Here is a 17,776-nt window from a genome sequence, read left to right as displayed (position 1 = left end):
TGTTAGTTTTGGTTGTAATTACAATAATCGCTTCCAATTGGAGAGCCATCTGGTATTTTTGGAGTATTCTCTATTTTAAATTTTTCTGGATGCTCTCTAAATTCTTTGATCATCATTTTATATTGCTCAACATAGCTAGAATGTTTAGCCCAATGTTTTGGAAGTTTTTTATTAATAGTAAGTTCAAGTTGTAATTTAAGTATCGCCTCATTCACTTTTGCCTTAACTTGAAAAAACGATTGATTATTTACCGCTAGGTTCATCAAATGCACTAAAACACGTTCATTTATTAATTGTTGAACCTCATTCATGTAGTTGTCTTTATGTTGCTTTCCGAAGGAATTATCTAAAAGCTGCTTCAATAGCTCATCAAAACCTAGCTGACTATCATCTAAGCTTTTCTGCTGAATCATTCTATTCACACGCTGTGGATGCAACAATAATTTCAAGGTCATGTCACTAGCAGTAACTGCTGCACTCATAGGATCAAAAGCAACACCTACTTTTCCAGAAAAAGACTCACGACCTCTACCATAGGCAAATGCCCTAGGTGGAAAAAGCTCTAATTTTTCCTTTGGAATCGCTAAAGCTTCCGCAGAAATTGTGTTTAAAATTGTTTTCAGCGCGTCTTCTTGCGTCTTTGCATCAATTGGCTCTACTACATTCTGATCATCTCCTTTTACTGCATAGTTATAATCTAAACCGCCAATCACTTTTGTCGCCGCTTCTGTTTGATAACGATGGAAAAAATACAATGGTACAAATACATCTTCTAATACTGAATAAGGCTCTCCTTGACGAATATTATCTTTTGAAAAATTTGATATTGCTTTGGCTCTTACTTTCAATACATTATCTAATTCTTCTGAAGCGCTTTTACCATTATCCCAAAGATGTGCTAAAGCATGAGCGCCCCCTTGCGCTCTGGCATCAGCGTCGGTTATAAAACGTAAACCTTTATTTTTTGCAGCATCTAAAACAGAATTCAATGCTTGTTTTTCATCAGTATTCGTATCAAATTCAGAATAACTATAAGCCACAGTAACTTTATCCCACTCACCTATACCAACAGCATAAGCGTCACTAAAATCGATACTTCCATTTTTTATGGTAATCGTTGGGTGCGGATAATCCATCACAGAGGCTCTTCCGTTGGTACTCGCAGCAAAATTATGTGCAAAACCAATCGTATGACCAACTTCGTGCGCACTTAACTGACGAATCCTTGCCAATGCCATTTCAAGCATAGGTTGGTAATTATCATCACGTTCAGCAAATGGTTTATTCATCAAAGCTTGGGCTATCATAAAATCTTGCCTGATACGTAAACTTCCTAAGCTTACATGGCCTTTTATAATTTCTCCTGTTCTCGGGTCGACAACACTGCCTCCATAACTCCATCCACGAGTGGAGCGATGTACCCATTGAATGACATTATAACGGCAATCCATAGGATCGACATCTGCAGGCAACATTTTTACTTGAAATGCATCTTTAAACCCAATAGATTCATAAGCTTGATTCCACCAACGTGCACCTTCCAACAATGCCGAACGTACTGGTTCTGGTGTTCCTGGATCTAGATAATAAATGATGGGGTCTTTCGCTTCACTCATTGTTGCATTGGGATTCTTTTTCTCCAAACGATGACGAATAATATAGCGCTTTCTTATAGGCTCTTGGATTGGTGTTGCATAATCTAAATATGACATAGAAATAGCACCACTGCGTACATCAAATGCTCTCATCTTATAACCGTCGTCAGGTAATTCGATAAAACTATGGTGTTGGATCACACTCACTAAGGAAGACGTTGGAGTCACACTTCTAATATTTCGACCTTTGGGCTGCCCTTTAAATGTGAGTAAGGCTTCAAATTCTACATTTTTAGGAAAGGCTTTCGTTCTATCTAATGACAATGCGCTCTTTGTAAGATCTACTTTATAAGCACCTTCAGATTTTAATCGGTTGGCTACACCGTGTGCATCAAGCATCAAGAAAGGTGTTAAATCAATAACATAAGTGCCTTCCTTATGTTCTAAAATTTTAAATCCGTATAGCACTGACTTCGCAAACGCTTGTTCAATACTTTTCTTCTCTAGTTCATTATCGGTAATTGCTCGATAGCTCAAATTGGGTTGAACCAATAACAACTTGTTACCCGCTTTTTCAAATTTCACTAGACGCTCTTGCCCTAATTGCCCTCTATCTAAACCAATATCATTTGAACCGATACCTGTAGCTAGTGAATTTACATATAGAAAATCTTTATTCAGATCTTTGACTTCTAAATATATTTTATCTTTAGATTCATCATAATGAAAATCAAAAAAGCCAGTTTGCTTTTTTAAGTCCTTTTTGTCTAAAACCTGTGAATATGAGAATGTTACGCAGCAAAAAAGCATAACATAGAAGTTGATTTGTTTCATAATGTTTAATTATCCTATAAAACTACGTAATTTCGTTCAAATAATATTTGTGACTTCCTGATAGAAATGGTGTCTTATTATTGAAAAACTTATAGTTGCAGATGTGAGTTTGTCTCTATAATAATAAATGTTATACTGAAAGCCCTAGTTGACAGATTAAAAATAATCCTCATACTCATTAAAGATGGAAACTTCAAACCCATTCTTGATGGTATTTCAACACGCTTATATTCTAAAGTAAATTCCTATGGCCTTGAGGTCAATTTGAAAGATTTGAACTCAGTGGATTCAAAAGTTGATTTATCTATTAGATTATTTGAAGACTCAGATGTTAATGCTCTTGATGAAGGTATGCGCCACGCCAGACTTGTACAGGAAAATATTCCCGACTGTTATGTGGCTGTCACAAAAGACAATACAACCATATACAGACAATGGTTATTTAAGCACCAACAAAACAATCAAGTTGCCAATTATTTTGGTAATATATTTCCAAGTCTAAAAGAAGACGAAGCCCTTATTGAAGGTGTATTTACACATCCTGATTACAGAGGGTTACGTGTAATGCCAAATGCTGTTTACAAGACGTTGATCCAAGATCAATATAAAGGTATAAATAGAGTCATAGTTTTTGTAGATGAAAACAACATTCCGAGTTTAAAAGGGTTTCATCGAAACGGATTTAGACCCTACATTACTCGACAAGAAAAATGGTTCTTGTTTTATAGAAAAGTATCCTTTGTTCCTATGACTACAAAACTAGAATACAGTTATTTAAATTTAGCTTCAGCAACAAACCTACAAACATCCTAAGGTTTTTATTTTGTCTAACGAATATATATGTTAATTTCGCTGAAAACTTTTTGCCATGATTACATCAGATCAAATTAAAGATCTAAATACACGCCTTGACAAACTAAGGCACTACCTTTGACATAGATGCCAAACTGATCGAAATTTCAAACGAAGAAGAGCAAACATTTGATCCAAATTTCTGGAACGATTCTAAGCAAGCTGAAATCGTAATGAAATCGCTTCGAGAGAAAAAAAGTTGGGTACAGGATTACAATACTTCTAAAACCTTAGTTGAAGATCTTGAAGTGATCTACGAATTTTTCAAGGAAGAAGAAGCTTCTGTAGAAGATGTTCAAAATAGATATGACAAGGCATTACTCCTTATTGAAAAATTAGAATTCAAAAACATGCTATCTGAAGAAGGTGACTCGCTAAGTGCTGTACTCCAAATTACGGCTGGCGCTGGTGGTACCGAATCTTGTGATTGGGCAAGCATGCTTATGCGTATGTACTTAATGTATGCCGAAAAAAACGGATTCAAAGTAAAAGAACTCAACTTTCAAGAAGGTGATGTGGCTGGTATCAAAACTGTAACTTTAGAGATTGAAGGTGATTACGCTTTTGGTTGGCTTAAAGGCGAAAATGGTGTACATCGTTTGGTGCGCATCTCACCTTTTGATAGTAATGCCAAACGTCATACTAGCTTTGCTTCGGTATATGTGTATCCTCTGGTTGATGATACTATCGAAATTGATATCAATCCTGCCGATATAGAAATCACAACAGCGCGCTCTAGTGGTGCTGGTGGACAAAACGTTAATAAGGTAGAGACCAAAGTTCAATTGACCCACAAACCTACTGGTATTCAAATTTCTTGTTCTGAAACCCGCTCGCAACATGACAATAGAGCTCGAGCTATGCAAATGCTTAAATCACAACTCTATGAAATAGAATTGCAGAAACAAATGGCTCAACGTGATGATATTGAAGCTGGTAAGATGAAAATTGAATGGGGAAGTCAAATTAGAAACTATGTGATGCATCCCTACAAATTGGTAAAAGATGTACGTTCAAGTCATGAAACTGGTAATGTAGATGCTGTGATGGATGGTGACATAGAACCTTTCCTAAAGTCATATTTAATGATGATGGGACAAAAAGAAGATAATCCTAACGAGTTATAATGTGATGAAACTATTGATATTACCGTGTTTACTATTTTCTCTTTCATTTTGTTTAGGCCAACAAAGTTTACCTAACGATTGGGAATTAAAGGAACTCAAAGGCAAAGTAAGACGAGTGATTGAAAATGAAAGTTATCATAATCCTGCGAGTTCACCATTAAAAAAAATTTTAAACTTTGATCGAGATGGTTTCTTAAAAACGGTATCAGAATACAATGATTATTATGTTGAAGACGATTCGGTTAGCTTAAGTCATATTTTATATTATAAAAATGATTCTGATAGAAGATACTTCTCAAGATATGATCTTGAAAAAAATGACACAGTCGTAACTGGTTTTTATCAAACAGTTAAAAAAGGAGAATATCTCATCAAAACAAAAACATCTGATGGTTATTCAACCACGATGAACATTTTTATGATTGACAAAAACATAACCCAACACACTTATGTTGTCTATGACAGTAGTAATATAAAATTAGCTGATCTTACTATGTCATATGAGTATAAGGATGATGAACTTTTTGAGATTCATGTAGTTGAAAATGTCAAAAAAAGTAATAGAGTACTAACTGTTGAATCCATAAAAGATTCTGTTGGCAATGTTATCAATCAAATCTATTTTAATGAAGATGGAAAGATGTATTACGAATTAAAAAGAAAGATTTATTATTATGATTAAAATATACCACAACCCAAGATGTAGCAAATCAAGAGAAGGATTTTCACTTTTGGAAAATTCTGGCAAAGATTTTGAGGTTATAAAGTATCTTGACGAGCCAGTTTCCGAAGCAAAATTAAAAGAGATTATTTCGCTTCTTGGAATAAAACCCATAGATTTGGTACGTAAAGGCGAAGCAATCTGGAAATCAGATTTTAAAACAAAAGAACTAACAGATGATGAAGTAATCGAAGCAATGACCAAACATCCAAAATTGATCGAGCGTCCTATCGTGATTAATGGGAAAAAAGCAGTAATTGGCAGACCACCATCCATCATACTAGATATTATTTAACATGAAAAAGATTTTTTTAACCTTAATGATGTTTAGCTTATTTGTAAGCTTTTCTGATGCACAAATCAGAAACCGGAGACAACAACGACAAGCACCAAGAGTTGTAAACGAAGAAAAGGAAAAAGAGAAGTACGAAGCAAAGGTCGAAGAAAAGAAAGTAGCCTATATTAATGATCTTATTGCTACACTTAATGTTGATGATTTTCAAAAAGAGATCATCTATCAAACAATGTATAGCTATTTTGACGAACTCACAAAGATCAATAAGCTTGGCTTAAAGAAATTTGAAAGAGAGACAGAAATAGAACGTCTAGACAAGATTCATTTTAGAGATGTAAAAGCTATGGTTTCTGAAGAAGTCATGGGTAAGATCATGGATGCCTTAAAAGGGAAATGGGATCAAAAAGAAGAGAAAAAGAAAAAGAAGAAGAAAAAAAGAAAGAAAGATAAAGACAACAACTAGAAGTACTATAATAATGGCTCAAACTCTTTTCAGAAGATTTTGAGCCATTTTTATTTAACACAAGATTAACCAAATCCTAGTGCAAGGAATTTTAATTTTGGTCATCTAAAGACTAAAACAAGATAAAACCATCAGATGAAATTAAAATTACTTTTACTAGTATATATGCTCTTTATGAGTATAATCGCTATGGCCCAAAATGAGGTGACCATCTCAGGAACTGTTATTGATGCAGAAGACAAAGCGCCATTGGAATATGCAACAGTTTCATTTTTTAGTAAAGCAGAAAACAAGATTATAACTGGTGGTATAACCGATAATAAAGGTGTCTTTAAAATCGAAGTCCCTTCAGGAACTTATAACGTGTCTGTTGAATACTTATCCTACAAAACCAAAACTTACGAAGACCGAACACTATCTTCCGATATGAATTTAGGAACCGTCTCTCTAGCTCTCAATTTGGAAGCTTTAGATGCTGTTGAAGTTGTTGCAGAAAAAACGACTGTCGAAATAAAGCTTGACAAAAAGATTTATAACGTAGGTCGCGATCTTACTGTTAGAGGCGGAACAGTAAGTGATGTTCTAGATAATGTACCTTCAGTATCTGTTGATGTGGAAGGAAATGTAGCTTTACGAGGTAATGAGAATGTTAGAATCCTTATTAATGGAAAACCATCTGGATTGGTAGGTTTAAATTCTACTGATGCCTTGCGTCAGTTGCCAGCCGAATCGATAGAACGAGTTGAAGTGATTACCTCTCCTTCTGCTCGCTATGACGCTGAAGGAACTGCTGGAATTCTAAACATTATTTTAAGGCGTAGTAAACTTCAAGGTCTTAATGGTGCAGTTACCCTTAATGCTGGAGATCCAACGCAAGCAGGTGCTTCAGGAAATATCAACTACAGAACTGGAGACTTTAATTTTTTTAATACGTCTGGCTATCGTTATAGAGAATCACCAGGAAATGCAACCACAAAAACCGAATTCTTCAATGATGATGATCCTAACACCTTTTTTAATGAGTTTAGAACATTTGATAGAAAAAGTAAAGGTTTTAACACCAATCTTGGTGTTGAATGGTATGTCAATGAAACGTCTTCAATCACTGCTTCTTTTTTATATCGCGATAGTGATCAAAACAATGACAATTCTAATGTAATTAGAGAATTTGACAGTAATAGAAATTTGATTAATGAGTCCATTCGTTTAGATCCAGAAGAAGAAACCGATATTACTAGACAGTATTCTTTTAACTACGATAAGCAATTTGGAGGTGATAGTCAGCATCGTTTGACTTTCGATTTTCAGTATGAAGATAATGGCGAGGTTGAACAATCACTTATTGCACAAGATGGTGATGCTGCCGAACGTGTGCGTACTGCTGAAACTCAGGATGAAGTCTTATTACAAATGGATTACACCAGACCGATTGGTGAACAAAGTAATTTTGAATTTGGTTATCGCGGAACTTTCGAAGAGTTAGATACCGATTACACCTTAGAATTTAATGAGAATGGTACGTTTGTGCTCGATACTGATCAAAGCAATAACTTGATATTTCGTCAATATGTAAATGCTGTATACTCGCAATTTGGAAGCAAGATTAAAGATAAATTTTCTTATTTATTAGGGCTTCGTATGGAAAGTACACGTATCACAATTGATCAGGTCACTTCTGGAAGTTTAGATCGTAAAAATTATACAGGCCTCTTCCCTACTGTAAATTTGGGGTATGAGATTTCTGAGAAGCAAAGTATCACTTTAGGGTACAACCGACGAATTCGTCGTCCGCGATCTCGTTTTATCAATACTTTCCCTTCACGAAGTAGTGCCACTAACCTATTCCAAGGAAATCCAGATTTAGATCCGAGTTACTCAAATACTGTAGACTTAGGCTATTTGAATCGCTTCGGAAAGATGACACTCAACTCATCGATCTACTATACAAGGGCTACAGACGTCTTTACCTTTGTGAGTTTGGATACAGGTGACACAGCTATCGTTGGCGGAACAGAAGTACCTATTATTAGACGTTCACCAATTAACTTAGCAACTAACGATCGTTACGGATTTGAATTTACCTTAACCTATAGACCATCAAAAAAATGGAATGTAAACGGAAACCTAAATTTATTCAAATCGGTCACAGAAGGCTTTTTTGAAGGCACAGATTTTGGTGCAGAGAACTTTAGCTGGTTTGCAAGAATTAATAATAAATATACCTTACCTGGAAGTATCGATTGGCAAACGCGACTCTTTTATCGTGGACCAAGTGAAGATGCACAAACCGTTCGTGAAGGTATATTTTCTATGGATCTAGCATTTAGTAAAGATTTGCTTAAAGACAAAGCATCTTTAGCAGTGAATGTGAGTGACGTATTTAACTCAAGAAAACGAAAATTTACATCGACAACACCTACGTTTATTGCTGATGGTGAATTTCAATTTAGACAACGTAGTTTTAACCTCACCTTTACCTACCGCTTTAACCAACAGAAACAGCGTCAACAACAAAATGGCGGACGTAATGGTGGTGGCGATGATTTTGATTTTAGCGGCTAGGCTAAGTCAAAACTATAAGACATAAAAAAAGGAAACCAAATTGGTTTCCTTTTATATTTTAATAGCAAAGAGCTTAGTGTGCTGCTCGCTTTGCTTTCTTTTCTTCTTTAATCTCATTTAAACGCTCAATAAGCGAACCACCAATCCAGTAAGGAATAACAAACGTTAATAAAAATATCATTAACCAGAATCCTATCGTTAAGATGGTTAAAAATGCTAAAAATCCTAAATATTGGTCAAATTCAAACATGTGGTTTTTTTTTGTTGGCACAAAGATATAATAAAGCCAATTGTTTTGCAATAGTAAATTTGAGATTTATTAACAGGTTGTGAAGAAAAGTTCTGTATTGCAATTCTAAACCTTTACATACTATTATCTATACGTAGTCCTAATTATATTATCGCAACCATTTCCGCATCTTAGGAAACTCTGCCTCCTCGCAAAGTCCCATCCAACTTAACAAAGGCAATCCCATGTAGGTTCCGCTCGTAAATTGCTCGATAAACCAAGGCGAGGCTTTTTTATAACCATGCTCATGAAAGATAATACTTGGGTCGAGTTGTAAATGCTGTAATGCCGCATAAGACCATAAAATGGCGACGATCTCGTCACCTTGTGTCGGCCAGTCTACTTCCATCTTATCTGTACCAATATATGGTCGCAGCTTGGCTTCAGTTACAGCTATATGTCCTGCTTCATGCAGCAGGTCTCCAGGATATTTGAGTTTGGTTTCATCTATTAAAATGCATTGCCCTTGCAACTGTATGCCTGGTAAAAAAGTGTCGTCATCTAAGTTGGTCTTGATGACCTTAATATCTATAGATTCTAAAAATCCAGTAATGTGCTCTACAAGTCCCTCTGTCATATATTCTTATTTCTGGAATACCACATCCAAAGCCAGGTCAAAATCAAATTTTTCGGTTGGACGCTTATCATTAGAATTTACATATAAAATCTGCTTGGTATACGCATTAATAATATGACGATGCTGCATCCCATTAATCGCAGAAAAGATAGTCATCTTTGGATCCTTAATATCATAAGTCTCTTTAAACGTATATGATTTTGACTGGTATTTAAAGTCTTGGTCCTCATAATGATGATTTCCAGATTTTGCAGTTGGCTCGGCATAATAAGTCGTAAAATCTATCAAATCAAAATTGCTTATGTCATAGCTAAAGGATTTAAATCCAGGATTATTACTGTGATATACCGAAATTCCAGGTGTCGATATACTCAAAGCCACCATATCTTTTTTATAAAAGGTATCATCGGCATACAAGCGTCGTAAGCCATCTAAATGAGTATGACTGGTCAGCACACCTTTTAGTTTTGATTTGTTATTGCTCAACACTCTTAAAAAGTTGTTTTGAACACGATAACTTACCGAGTCCTTATTTTTAACATACAAATTATCATTCCACATTTTTCCATGACCATAACCATCATATCCTGGTGGAATATGCATCACAATCATCACATGATCTTTAGCTCCATAACTATCCAGTTTCTTTTCAAACCATGAAAATTGCTTTTGTGCAGCTTTTTGTTGCGTTACGTTATCGTCATCTATATATTGATGAGTACTTGTAGGTTCACAAAAAATCACCGAGTTGAGTGCTATCACATGTAGTGTTTCAGTACCAATGGTTAAATCGACAGCATAAAACCCAAACTGCTTGCTGAAATCCAAATTGTTCACTTTGGTTGTCGTCGAATTCCTATTGATAATTGGCCAAGGATCTGTTGCACTTTTGTCCAATGAAAAAACATTGTCTCCATCAGGGTTAGGTGCATCTTGAAACGAATGGTAATCACCTTCCATAGTATCATTATTTCCTGGTAAGAATAAAATGGGATAATCCCCTTTTAAAGTTCTTAGGTCTTTAAGTACTTTGCTAATATTACCTGTTGTATTATCAAAATAATTTGGCACATCACCCAAGTATACCATAAATTTTGGTTGTACAGTTGTTGCGACCGTATTGATCTCTGTAATCGTTCTATTCCATGTATCGATACCTGTACTATTGATATCACCATAAGGTACATTCTTCTGTGACTTATCGAGATGCACATCAGACAACGTTAGAAAGTTAGCGGTTTTAAATAAGCTTGATGTTATATCTTCTTCTATATTGGGCTTGTCAATATTTGGTTCAGGTGTTTTCTTATCATCTTTACAACTAAATGACATAAAACAAAACAAACAAAGGGCAAAAAGATAAACGGATTTCATAATAAGCACATTTAAAATTTATATGTTGTAAAACTAATAGCTATGCTTCAACTATTTTAAGGTAGAAATACCTGATTTGCAATCAAGTGTATACTATAAACACAAATTAGAAATTAGCTAATATTTCCTAAGGAATAAAACCAAAAACCATTCGAAAAAACGTATCAAAAATCGTAACTTTGCAGTACGATAAACACACACAACCACATATGGAATTTAGAATAGAAAAAGACACAATGGGCAACGTTAATGTGCCTGCAGATAAATTGTGGGGCGCACAAACTGAACGCTCTCGAAACAACTTTAAAATTGGTCCAGCAGGATCAATGCCACTTGAAATTGTTTATGGCTTTGCTTACCTTAAGAAAGCGGCTGCTTATACGAATGCTGAATTGGATGTTCTAGACGATAACAAGCGTGACCTTATCGCTCAGGTTTGTGATGAAATTTTAGAAGGTAAACATGACGAGCAGTTTCCATTGGTAATCTGGCAAACCGGTTCTGGAACTCAGAGTAATATGAATGTGAATGAAGTTATTGCTAATAGAGCACATCAAATAGCTGGAAAAGTAATTGGTGAAGGTGAAAAAACCATTCAGCCAAATGACGATGTAAACAAATCGCAATCGTCTAATGACACCTTTCCTACTGGAATGCATATTGCCATTTACAAAAAAGTAGTAGAAACAACGATTTCTGGAATCATCAAATTAAGAAATACACTTCATGAAAAATCGATTGCTTTTACTGAGGTGGTAAAAATTGGTCGTACGCATTTAATGGATGCAACGCCTTTGACACTCGGGCAAGAATTTTCGGGTTATGTATCACAACTCGATCATGGTTTAAAGGCCTTAGAGAATACCTTACCTCACCTTGCCGAATTAGCACTTGGTGGAACAGCCGTTGGAACTGGACTTAACACACCTGAAGGCTATAGTGAGCTTGTAGCAGACTATATTGCGAAATTCACAGGGTTACCATTTGTTACGGCAGAGAATAAATTTGAAGCCTTAGCTGCCCATGATGCACTTGTCGAGACACATGGTGCTTTAAAACAAATTGCAGTATCGTTAAATAAAATCGCTAATGATATTCGTATGATGGCTTCTGGTCCAAGAAGTGGTATTGGTGAAATTATAATTCCGGCAAATGAACCAGGTAGTTCTATTATGCCTGGAAAAGTAAACCCAACTCAATGTGAGGCTTTAACAATGGTTTGTGCTCAAGTGATGGGCAATGATGTAGCTGTAACCGTTGGAGGTACGCAAGGGCATTATGAGCTCAACGTCTTTAAACCTATGATGGCTGCCAATGTCTTACAATCTGCACAATTGATTGGTGATGCTTGTGTAAGCTTCGAAGAGCATTGTGCTTCTGGTATCGAACCTAACCACCATGTAATTAAAGAATTATTAAATAACTCCTTAATGTTGGTCACTGCTTTAAATACAAAAATTGGATATTACAAAGCAGCCGAAATTGCGAACACGGCTCATAAAAATGGTACTACTTTAAAAGAAGAAGCTATAAATCTTGGTTATGTTACTGCCGAAGAATATGACGCTTGGGTAAAACCAGAAGATATGACCGGTAATTTAAAATAACGATAAAACGTATAAAAACATCGACAAAAAACCAATTTGTCGGTGTTTTTATATATATTAGCCTGCACAAACAAAACAATTATGAAGAAAACTTTACTCTGCGTTATTTGCTTAACTTTTTTTAGCTCACTTATGTTTGCCCAACCTTTTGCTGCTGTGCAAACCATAGATCCAAATACTGGAACTGACCCTTATGAATTTGCATCAGGCGATCTTGATGGTGATGGTGATATAGACTTAGTTATGGCAACGTACGATTTTAATGGAGGAACTCCAGCTCAAGATTATATTAAATGGTACAAAAATGATGGTAGTGGAAACTTTACAGTTGAAACTGAAGTATCTACAACCATACAGTATGTTGACGGACTTACCGTTGCTAATATTGATGGTCAATTTGGATTAGATATTATTGCTACATCGGCTAATCAGGATAAATTAGTGTATTTTCTTAGTGATGGCATGGGTGGTTTTGGTTCAGAAGTCGTTATAGATGGTGCTCTTATAGGACCTGGTGAAGTTGTAGCTGGTGATATTAACTTAGATGGCCATACAGATATTGCAACCATATCATTCTCAAATAGTAGAACACAATGGTATTCTGGTGATGGTACTGGAAACTTTACTGCTGAAGCAGATATTGAGAATGGCACAGGAAACTCTACACTATATATTAATCTCGCAGATTTAGATGGTGATACAGATTTAGATGCTGTAGTTACTTATTATGGCAACCAATCTATTGAAATCTATTACAATCAATATATTGAAAGCGGTTCTACTGCTGTGACATGGATTAAAGATACCGTTACTGTAGATAGTGGATCAACAGCAACAAATTTTATATTTAATGTGATTACTGGAGACGTGAATAACGATGGTAACCTGAATATTGTCATGGTAGATAACTTTTCAGGTGATGTGGTCTGGTATGACAAAGTTAAAAATGGAACCTCTACAGCTAATGCTATTTCTGATGATAGTATTATTGATAGACCAGCTGTTGCAGTTGTAGCAGACATCAATAATGATGGAGAAAATGATGTGCTTCTAACCGATGGAGGCTCTATAGATGATGCTATTATATGGTTTCAAGGTGCTGACAATGCAGCTCCGAGTGCAACACCACAATTAGTTGCTGATAACAATTTCCAAATGTATGACTTCACTGTTGATGATTATGATGGTGATGGTGATAACGATATTGCATCTGTAGGCTTTTCAAATGATACTGTGTTTTGGTATGAAAATGAACTGATTACACTAGGTGTTTCTGAATCTGAAAATAACGAATTAATCTTATACCCAAATCCAGCACAAACTCATATTGCTTTAAAAGGTAATTTTAACGAGACACTAGACATGACTATTTTTAATACTTTAGGTCAAGAAGTGATAAATGCCAAGGTAATGAATGACGAACGTGTAGATATTTCTCAATTAAAAACTGGTGTTTATATCATTAAATTAAATGACAATACCACTAGCTATAAGTTTGTAAAAAACTAACCAACTAGCCGACAAAATAAAAAAGCTGCCTTTTCATGACTTGAGGCAGCTTTTTTTATGCTAAAGATTTATATATTTATATCGTCAATCATTATATCATCTAAATGACTCTGCTCATTACAAATATTAAAGAACTACTTCAGGTAAGAGAACACAATGTTACCATTGTAAAAGGTGATGACATGAAAGTGTTGCCAGTATTGAAAAATGCTTATGTTTTAATTGAACACGATACCATTGTAGAGTATGGTAGCATGGATGATTTTGATGATATTGAGGCCGATGAAATTATTGACGCTACAGGAAAAATTGTGTTACCAACCTGGTGTGATTCGCATACACATATTGTTTATGCTGGAGATCGCACTCAAGAATTTGTAGATCGCATCAACGGTTTATCCTATGAAGATATCGCCAATCGTGGAGGTGGTATTTTGAATTCAGCAGAAAAACTACAAAACACTTCAGAGGACGATTTATACGAACAAGCAGCTAACCGACTCACTCAGGTTATTAAATCAGGAACTGGAGCTATTGAGATAAAATCTGGTTATGGTTTAACGGTTGAAGCCGAATTAAAAATGCTTCGGGTAATTAAACGTTTAAAAAAAGAGTTCCCTATCAAGGTTAAGCCTACCTTATTGGCAGCACACGCTATTCCAAAAGACTATAAAGACAATAAAAAAGGGTTTATAGATTTGGTGGTCAATGAGATGATTCCGGCTGTGGCCAATGAACATTTAGCCGAATACATCGATGTGTTTTGTGAAAAAGGGTATTTCGATTTAGAAGATACTGAGCGCGTGTTAAAAGCAGCAGAAGCACATCATTTAATTCCGAAAATACATGTAAATCAATTTAATGCCTTTGGAGGTGTTGCACTTGGCGTTAAATATAACGCCTTATCTGTGGATCATTTAGAAGAATTAAATCCGGAGGATGTTTCAGTATTACAAGATACAACGACCATTCCCGTGGCTTTACCATCATGTTCTTACTTTTTAAGTATTCCATATACACCTGGTCGCACAATTATTGATGCAGGTTTACCGTTAGCATTAGCGAGCGACTATAATCCTGGGTCAACACCTAGCGGAAATATGAACTTTGTAGTATCTACTGCGTGTATTAAAATGAAACTTACGCCAGAAGAAGCTATCAATGCAGCAACAATAAATGGTGCCTACGCCATGGGTGTTTCTAATAGTTACGGAAGCATCTGCAGAGGAAAAAAAGCGAATTTAATATTAACCAAGGACATTCCCAACTACTACTATATACCTTATGCCTTTGGAGATGACCTCATAGATAAAGTCATTATCAATGGAGAAATCTTTTAATTTATCTGGACGTCAGCCACTTTCAAAAGTATGCTTAGACCGAGGACTCACCGATTTTAAATCGGTATTTAATTATGTAAAACAACTACCTTATGGTAGAACAACCAACCGAAGTGATTATAGGCAAGTTCTAAAAGAACTTAAAGGTACTTGCTCAACAAAACACGCTTTACTAAAAGCTATTGCCATAGAAAATGGCATAGACGATATTCAGCTCTACTTAGGTGTTTTTGAGATGAACGCTAGAAACACACCAAAAATTAAGACTGTGCTTAAGGAGTACAAATTAGATTATATTCCCGAAGCCCATTGTTATTTAAAGCTTAATGGTGAGATTTTAGATATTACCTTCAATAATGATTATACACCAAGTTTTGAGAATACTTTGCTATATGAGGTTGCTATTGAACCAGAACAAATAGGTGATTACAAGGTCGATTTCCACAAATCCTTTTTAAAGACATGGATTAAGAATGAAAATTTACGAATTAGTTTTAATCAATTGTGGAAAATAAGAGAGGCCTGTATCTTAGCGATTTCAGAATAAGACATAAAAAATCCGGAGACCTAAAGCTCTCCGGATTTTAACTAACCTAAACCATTGTTTCTTTTACTTCAGTGTGAATTCTGAAGAAGATACTAGTTCTTTATTGTTGAAAACGTTAACGACATATCGTCCCTTCTCAAACTCTTCATTTGGAGCCACAAACTCGCAAATATTTAAATTTCTATTTTCGTAGTTAAACTTGCTAATCAAACTGTAATTCAATACTGTATCATCAAATTGAATTTGCTCATTAGCACCTAAAACATTGTTTTTTGGATCCAACACTTGAACATACAATTCTTTATCTCCTGCTCCAACCAATCTGTTCTTAGCCACTGTATAACATACTCTAATTTTATCACTACGTCTTGCTCTTTCTGTAGGAATCAATTTCCCAGAACTTCTCTCAATCACACCAAATCCTTTAAGATCTGTTGTTTGCAATACTGCTGCATTTTCTACAACTTCGGCCAACTGTGTGTTTTGCACTAAAAGTGAATCTGTGAATACAGTACGCTCAGCTAATTGCACATTTGTACTATCTAATGTAGATGCTAATAATGAGTTCTCTACCTTAAGCTTATCGTTTTCAGCCATAAGAACATCCATTTCGTCCTGTAGTGCTAAAAATTTCTTTTTATATCTCCATAAGCTGTTCACACTATTTTGAGATATTTTTAAAGAATCCATTAAGCCTTGAATACGTTCTCTAGCACCTAACAATTTCTCGTTAGCAACTTCGTTTTCACCAATAGCAACATCATACTGTTTTGCCATTGTACTTAAATCGGCCATTACCTGCTCTTTTTCGCGTGTTAATGTCGCCTCGTTTTCTTTTTTCTCATTGTACAGTTTTGATGTATAAAAACCTGTACCTAAAAATAATGCTAAAAGGATTCCTAAAGCAATTTTTAATCCTGTACTCTTACTGTTTGAATTGTCCATAAGTTTACGTTTTGTTTACTAGTTATTTTAAAGTTAATTCTTTCAATTTTATTTGAAGCCGAAAATAAAAAAACTGTACTTTTAATACATCAAAATTAATCAATTTTGTAAATGGAACACTTAAAACCTTTTACGAATTCAGAATTAAATAATATTCTGAACAAACGTCCTAAAGAGACCAAATTTGGAGAACACGTCTTGTTGTTTCCAGACTTCTCCAATATATACGAACAACTATCAAAATTAGATGTCACCTATGTCATTTTTGGTATAAAAGAAGACGTTGGAGTTTTCGCCAATTACGGCAATACTGGGACTTCCAAGGCTTGGGACGCTGCAATTAATATTTTGTTAAACGTGCAAAGTAATGCGTATACGCATGCAAAAAAAGTAGTGGTTTTGGGTCATTTGGAATTTGATTCTTATCAAGAAAAGCTAAAAAAGTTAGATCAGAACAAGAAAAAAGACATTCAAAAAGCTCGGAAAAAAGTATCAAAAATAGATGAATCTGTGGCTTATCTCGTTTCGCAAATTGTAAGTGCAGGTAAGATTCCAATTATTATTGGTGGTGGTCATAATAATGCTTATGGAAATATTAAAGGCACTTCATTGGCGCTTAAAAAGGCGATAAATGCTGTAAACTTTGATGCACATCATGATTTTAGAGCTGAAGAAGGTCGACATAGTGGTAACGGATTTAGTTATGCTTATGCTGAAGGTTTCTTGAAAAATTACTTTGTTTTTGGTTTGCACGAAAATTATACATCTGAAACTAGTTTTAAAACCTTAAAAAAACTGAAGCAAATACAATATAGCACATTTGAAAGCATGATGATTAGGCGAGATACTAACTTTGATACCGAAATGGAAAACGCTTCAAATCATGTCTCTGATAAGCCATTTGGTTTAGAAATTGATTGTGATGCCATACAGAATATACCTAGTAGCGCTATGACTCCAAGTGGTTTTTCTACAAATAAAGCCAGAGCTTTTGTGCATTACTTCGGAAAGCAGGAACTGGTGTCGTATCTTCATATATGTGAAGCTGCTCCTACTCAAGAACAGCCCACTCAAGTTGGTAAACTTATCTCCTATTTAATTACTGACTTTATCAGAGCGCGGGAATCCTTTTAATTGTA

16 protein-coding genes are annotated in these 17,776 nt (G+C 35.2%); 11 read left to right on the top strand and 5 right to left on the bottom strand.

Annotated features, from left to right (window positions below; genetic code table 11):
- Positions 1-2: 2 nt before the first annotated feature.
- Complete coding sequence (locus Q0783_RS13885) at positions 3-2,429, bottom strand: zinc-dependent metalloprotease (RefSeq protein WP_298896096.1); 2,427 nt, start codon at positions 2,427-2,429, stop codon at positions 3-5.
- A 282-nt stretch (positions 2,430-2,711) separates the two neighbouring features.
- Between Q0783_RS13885 and Q0783_RS13880 the strand changes: the two genes are divergently transcribed.
- The 6 genes from Q0783_RS13880 (at position 2,712) to Q0783_RS13855 (ending at position 8,449) form a co-directional block, all read left to right on the top strand.
- Positions 2,712-3,242 (top strand): GNAT family N-acetyltransferase, encoded by a 531-nt coding sequence (locus tag Q0783_RS13880; RefSeq protein WP_298896093.1) that lies wholly within the window; start codon positions 2,712-2,714, stop codon positions 3,240-3,242.
- Positions 3,243-3,297: 55 nt separating this feature from the next.
- Positions 3,298-4,408 (top strand): peptide chain release factor 2 gene (gene prfB, locus Q0783_RS13875; RefSeq protein ID WP_298757348.1). Its coding sequence is split into 2 segments (ribosomal slippage): positions 3,298-3,360 and positions 3,362-4,408, totalling 1,110 coding nucleotides; the frame shifts between segments, so codons are not numbered across the junction.
- Between the two features lie 4 nt (positions 4,409-4,412).
- Positions 4,413-5,090: a hypothetical protein gene (locus tag Q0783_RS13870; protein ID WP_298896091.1), complete on the top strand. Its 678-nt coding sequence runs from the start codon at positions 4,413-4,415 to the stop codon at positions 5,088-5,090.
- On the top strand, positions 5,083-5,424 hold the full coding sequence (gene arsC / locus Q0783_RS13865; protein WP_298896089.1) for an arsenate reductase (glutaredoxin): 342 nt from the start codon (positions 5,083-5,085) through the stop codon (positions 5,422-5,424). Before Q0783_RS13870 ends, arsC begins: the two co-directional genes overlap by 8 nt.
- A 1-nt stretch (position 5,425) precedes the next feature.
- Positions 5,426-5,887: a hypothetical protein gene (locus Q0783_RS13860; protein WP_298896087.1), complete on the top strand. Its 462-nt coding sequence runs from the start codon at positions 5,426-5,428 to the stop codon at positions 5,885-5,887.
- A gap of 135 nt (positions 5,888-6,022) precedes the next feature.
- Entirely contained in the window at positions 6,023-8,449 is a 2,427-nt protein-coding gene (locus Q0783_RS13855; RefSeq protein WP_298896085.1) for a TonB-dependent receptor, read from the top strand.
- A 73-nt stretch (positions 8,450-8,522) separates the two neighbouring features.
- Here Q0783_RS13855 and Q0783_RS13850 read toward each other — a convergent pair whose 3' ends face one another.
- The 3 genes from Q0783_RS13850 to Q0783_RS13840 all read right to left on the bottom strand — a co-directional run bounded on the left by Q0783_RS13850 (position 8,523) and on the right by Q0783_RS13840 (position 10,689).
- A complete protein-coding gene (locus Q0783_RS13850) occupies positions 8,523-8,699 on the bottom strand; it encodes a hypothetical protein (RefSeq protein ID WP_298896082.1) in 177 nt (58 codons plus the stop codon).
- 148 nt (positions 8,700-8,847) lie between these two features.
- On the bottom strand, positions 8,848-9,315 hold the full coding sequence (locus tag Q0783_RS13845) for a hypothetical protein (protein WP_298896080.1): 468 nt from the start codon (positions 9,313-9,315) through the stop codon (positions 8,848-8,850).
- 6 nt (positions 9,316-9,321) lie between these two features.
- Positions 9,322-10,689, bottom strand: a complete 1,368-nt coding sequence (locus tag Q0783_RS13840) for a metallophosphoesterase (protein ID WP_298896078.1) — start codon at positions 10,687-10,689, stop codon at positions 9,322-9,324.
- Between the two features lie 209 nt (positions 10,690-10,898).
- Here Q0783_RS13840 and fumC point away from each other — a divergent pair, with 209 nt between their 5' ends.
- The 4 genes from fumC to Q0783_RS13820 all read left to right on the top strand — a co-directional run bounded on the left by fumC (position 10,899) and on the right by Q0783_RS13820 (position 15,692).
- Positions 10,899-12,296 carry a class II fumarate hydratase gene (gene fumC / locus Q0783_RS13835; RefSeq protein ID WP_298896495.1) on the top strand — a complete coding sequence of 466 codons (1,398 nt, stop codon included), beginning with the start codon at positions 10,899-10,901 and terminating at the stop codon, positions 12,294-12,296.
- 81 nt (positions 12,297-12,377) lie between these two features.
- Complete coding sequence (locus tag Q0783_RS13830) at positions 12,378-13,805, top strand: T9SS type A sorting domain-containing protein (protein WP_298896076.1); 1,428 nt, start codon at positions 12,378-12,380, stop codon at positions 13,803-13,805.
- A gap of 104 nt (positions 13,806-13,909) precedes the next feature.
- Positions 13,910-15,145 carry an imidazolonepropionase gene (hutI, locus tag Q0783_RS13825; protein WP_298896074.1) on the top strand — a complete coding sequence of 412 codons (1,236 nt, stop codon included), beginning with the start codon at positions 13,910-13,912 and terminating at the stop codon, positions 15,143-15,145.
- A complete protein-coding gene (locus tag Q0783_RS13820) occupies positions 15,129-15,692 on the top strand; it encodes a hypothetical protein (protein WP_298896072.1) in 564 nt (187 codons plus the stop codon). Before hutI ends, Q0783_RS13820 begins: the two co-directional genes overlap by 17 nt.
- A gap of 63 nt (positions 15,693-15,755) precedes the next feature.
- On the opposite strand, the gene Q0783_RS13815 is transcribed toward Q0783_RS13820, so the two are convergent.
- The gene (locus Q0783_RS13815; RefSeq protein ID WP_230935389.1) at positions 15,756-16,637 is read right to left on the bottom strand and encodes a chromosome partitioning protein ParA; all 882 of its coding nucleotides are present in this window, start codon (positions 16,635-16,637) and stop codon (positions 15,756-15,758) included.
- A 111-nt stretch (positions 16,638-16,748) separates the two neighbouring features.
- Between Q0783_RS13815 and Q0783_RS13810 the strand changes: the two genes are divergently transcribed.
- Positions 16,749-17,771, top strand: a complete 1,023-nt coding sequence (locus Q0783_RS13810) for a formimidoylglutamase (protein ID WP_298896070.1) — start codon at positions 16,749-16,751, stop codon at positions 17,769-17,771.
- The last annotated feature ends 5 nt before the right edge of the window (positions 17,772-17,776 follow it).

The sequence above is a fragment of the uncultured Psychroserpens sp. genome, from assembly GCF_947500255.1.
In the GTDB taxonomy this organism is placed as follows: domain Bacteria; phylum Bacteroidota; class Bacteroidia; order Flavobacteriales; family Flavobacteriaceae; genus Psychroserpens.
This window is presented reverse-complemented; position numbering and strand designations above follow the sequence as displayed.

Bases quoted from the DNA above. Each gene is read 5' to 3' on its own strand.
- Q0783_RS13845 (WP_298896080.1), bottom strand. From the start codon at position 9,315: ATGACAGAGGGACTTGTAGAGCACATTACTGGATTTTTAGAATCTATA.
- Q0783_RS13830 (WP_298896076.1), top strand. From the start codon at position 12,378: ATGAAGAAAACTTTACTCTGCGTTATTTGCTTAACTTTTTTTAGCTCA.
- Q0783_RS13855 (WP_298896085.1), top strand. From the start codon at position 6,023: ATGAAATTAAAATTACTTTTACTAGTATATATGCTCTTTATGAGTATA.
- Q0783_RS13820 (WP_298896072.1), top strand. From the start codon at position 15,129: ATGGAGAAATCTTTTAATTTATCTGGACGTCAGCCACTTTCAAAAGTA.
- fumC (WP_298896495.1), top strand. From the start codon at position 10,899: ATGGAATTTAGAATAGAAAAAGACACAATGGGCAACGTTAATGTGCCT.
- Q0783_RS13810 (WP_298896070.1), top strand. From the start codon at position 16,749: ATGGAACACTTAAAACCTTTTACGAATTCAGAATTAAATAATATTCTG.
- Q0783_RS13885 (WP_298896096.1), bottom strand. From the start codon at position 2,429: ATGAAACAAATCAACTTCTATGTTATGCTTTTTTGCTGCGTAACATTC.
- Q0783_RS13850 (WP_298896082.1), bottom strand. From the start codon at position 8,699: ATGTTTGAATTTGACCAATATTTAGGATTTTTAGCATTTTTAACCATC.
- hutI (WP_298896074.1), top strand. From the start codon at position 13,910: ATGACTCTGCTCATTACAAATATTAAAGAACTACTTCAGGTAAGAGAA.
- Q0783_RS13815 (WP_230935389.1), bottom strand. From the start codon at position 16,637: ATGGACAATTCAAACAGTAAGAGTACAGGATTAAAAATTGCTTTAGGA.
- arsC (WP_298896089.1), top strand. From the start codon at position 5,083: ATGATTAAAATATACCACAACCCAAGATGTAGCAAATCAAGAGAAGGA.
- Q0783_RS13860 (WP_298896087.1), top strand. From the start codon at position 5,426: ATGAAAAAGATTTTTTTAACCTTAATGATGTTTAGCTTATTTGTAAGC.
- Q0783_RS13870 (WP_298896091.1), top strand. From the start codon at position 4,413: ATGAAACTATTGATATTACCGTGTTTACTATTTTCTCTTTCATTTTGT.
- Q0783_RS13840 (WP_298896078.1), bottom strand. From the start codon at position 10,689: ATGAAATCCGTTTATCTTTTTGCCCTTTGTTTGTTTTGTTTTATGTCA.